Source organism: Streptomyces phytophilus (assembly GCF_013870535.1).
Taxonomy (GTDB): domain Bacteria; phylum Actinomycetota; class Actinomycetes; order Streptomycetales; family Streptomycetaceae; genus Streptomyces; species Streptomyces phytophilus.
Map to the genome: position 1 here is coordinate 1 of NZ_JACBXC010001006.1, position 2241 is coordinate 2241.

Sequence of the window (2241 nt, forward strand, 5' to 3'; positions counted from 1 at the left end):
CGGAGCTGCTGGCGCCGTTCCTGGTCGGGGGCGGCGAGGCGGACGCGCGGGGGCCCGTACCCGTACGCGCCGGGGGCGGTGCCGCGGCCGACGGGGCGCCGACTCCCGTACGGGGCGGGGGAGATGCGCGGTGAGCGGTCTTGTCCAGACCAGTGGAGTCGCGTGCGGACTTGATGGGCCATGCCCTCTTGACCGCGACCCGACAGCCGCTAAGGTCTAGACCAACACCGGTCGCCGACCCGCAGTCGACGGCGCGCGAACGCGGCGCGCGCGACGGCGACCCGCTGGACCAACCGTGGCCACATGCACGTCCTCCCACGTCACGCGAGCCCAGGAGTTGACATGCACACGAAGCGAAGACTGGCGGCAGCGGTCGGCGCGGCAGTCGCCCCCGTCCTGGCCCTGAGCCTGCCCGCCCCCTCCGCCAGCGCCCACGGGTGGGTCACGTCCCCGTCGAGCCGGCAGGACCAGTGCGCGGCGGGCGTCGTGAACTGCGGGCAGATCAAGTACGAGCCGCAGAGCGTCGAGGGGCCGAAGGGCCTGACGAGCTGCAGCGGCGGCAACGGCCAGTTCGCCGAGCTGAACGACGACAGCAAGGGCTGGCGCGTCAACCCGGTCGCCGGCTCGACCACGTTCAGCTGGCACATCACCGCCCGCCACCGCACCAGCACCTGGCAGTACTTCATCGGCGGCACGAAGATCGCGGAGTTCAACGACGGGGGCGCCCAGCCCCCCGCCGACGTGTACCACAACGTGAACTTCGGCAACTTCAGCGGCAAGCAGAAGGTCCTGGCCGTGTGGAACGTCTACGACACGGGCAACGCCTTCTACTCCTGCATCGACGTCAACATCGGCGGCGGCGGTGGCGACCCGGGCCCCGGTGACCCCGGCCAGTGCACCGCGGCGCCCTGGAGCGCGGGCTCCGTGTACAACGGCGGCAACCAGGTCACCCACAGCGGCCACACCTGGCGCGCCAAGTGGTGGACCCAGGGCGAGACGCCCGGCGCCGGCAGCGGCGTGTGGGAGGACCTCGGCCCCTGCGCGTAAGCGCCCCACGCACGGATACGGACCGCGCCCCGCCACCGCGAACGGCCCCCCGGTGGCGGGGCGCACCACCGCGCCACCGCACCGGCGGTCAGGCCGCGGGCGGGGCGTCCACGGCGTAGACCGTCACCTCGTTGCCCATGAACATGTCCTCCCGCCGCGGCGTGAACCCCAGGCGCTCCGCCACCCGGGCCGACGCCGTGTTCGCCGGGCGGATCAGCGCGATGAAGTACTCCTCGGCCAGCGTCGCGAACCCCCACTCCAGGCACGCGCGGGCCGCCTCCGTCGCGTAGCCGCGGCCCCAGGACCGGGCCGCCAGGGTCCAGCCGAGCTCGACCTCGTCCAGCTCCGCCCAGTAGCTCAGCCCCACCCGGCCGATGAGCCCGCCGCCGGACTTCAGCTCGACGGCGCACAGCCCGTGGCCCCGTTCCGCCCACTGCCGCTCGATCGCGGCCAGCCGCTCCTGCGCCTGCTCGCGCGAGTACGCGCCCACGAACCTGTTGACGCGCTCGTCGGCGTGCAGCGCCACGAACGCGTCGACGTCGTCCGTCGTCAGCGGCCGCAGCAGGAGCCGTTCCGTCTCGATCATCCCGCCAGGCTAACCCTGCTCCCGCCGCACCACGGCGGTCACCGCCAGCGCCGTGTACCCCATCGCGAACCGTCCGCCGAGGCCGTCGACCGCCGCCGCCGTGGCGTCGAGCAGGGCGGTCCGCCGGGCGGGGGTCAGGAGCGCCATGCCGCCGCCCGTGGGGAGTTGGTCCAGCCACTCGTCGCGGGTGTACGTGCACTCCCACCCGTGCCGCCACTCCTCCGGTTCGCCGAAGGCGCCCGCGGCCCGGATGCCGTCCGCCGTCCTGTCGACGATCGCCGAGTAGCCGTCGAGGGCCGTGCGGCTCCAGGGGTTGAGGGGCGCGCCGGGCAGGGCGTCGCGGAAGGCGGAGCCGAGGGCTTCGGCCACGTCGGGGGCGGGCCGGGAGACGTTCCAGAACGCGGCGAGCCTGCCCCCGGGGCGCAGCACCCCGGCGGCCTTGGCGGCGCCCGCGACCGGGTCGATCCAGTGCCAGGTCTGGCCCGCGACGACGCTGTCGAAGCGCCGGCCCGCCGGGTCCCACTCCTCGAACGGAGCGACTTCGACGTCCAGTCCGCCTTCCCGCGCGTACGCGGCCATGCGGGCGTCGACGTCGAGGCCGAGGACGC

Annotated in this window: 3 protein-coding genes; 1 reads left to right on the forward strand and 2 read right to left on the reverse strand. The window is 74.4% G+C overall.

The window, feature by feature from the left end; translation table 11 throughout:
* Nucleotides 1-342 precede the first annotated feature (342 nt).
* Complete coding sequence (locus H5J30_RS28320; protein ID WP_181790131.1) at nucleotides 343-1047, forward strand: lytic polysaccharide monooxygenase; 705 nt, start codon at nucleotides 343-345, stop codon at nucleotides 1045-1047.
* Between the two features lie 88 nt (nucleotides 1048-1135).
* Here H5J30_RS28320 and H5J30_RS28325 read toward each other — a convergent pair whose 3' ends face one another.
* Together H5J30_RS28325 and H5J30_RS28330 are read right to left on the reverse strand one after the other, a co-directional pair.
* Nucleotides 1136-1633: a GNAT family N-acetyltransferase gene (locus H5J30_RS28325; protein WP_181790132.1), complete on the reverse strand. Its 498-nt coding sequence runs from the start codon at nucleotides 1631-1633 to the stop codon at nucleotides 1136-1138.
* A 9-nt stretch (nucleotides 1634-1642) separates the two neighbouring features.
* On the reverse strand, nucleotides 1643-2241 hold a 599-nt coding region (locus tag H5J30_RS28330), incomplete at its 5' end, for a class I SAM-dependent methyltransferase (RefSeq protein WP_181790133.1).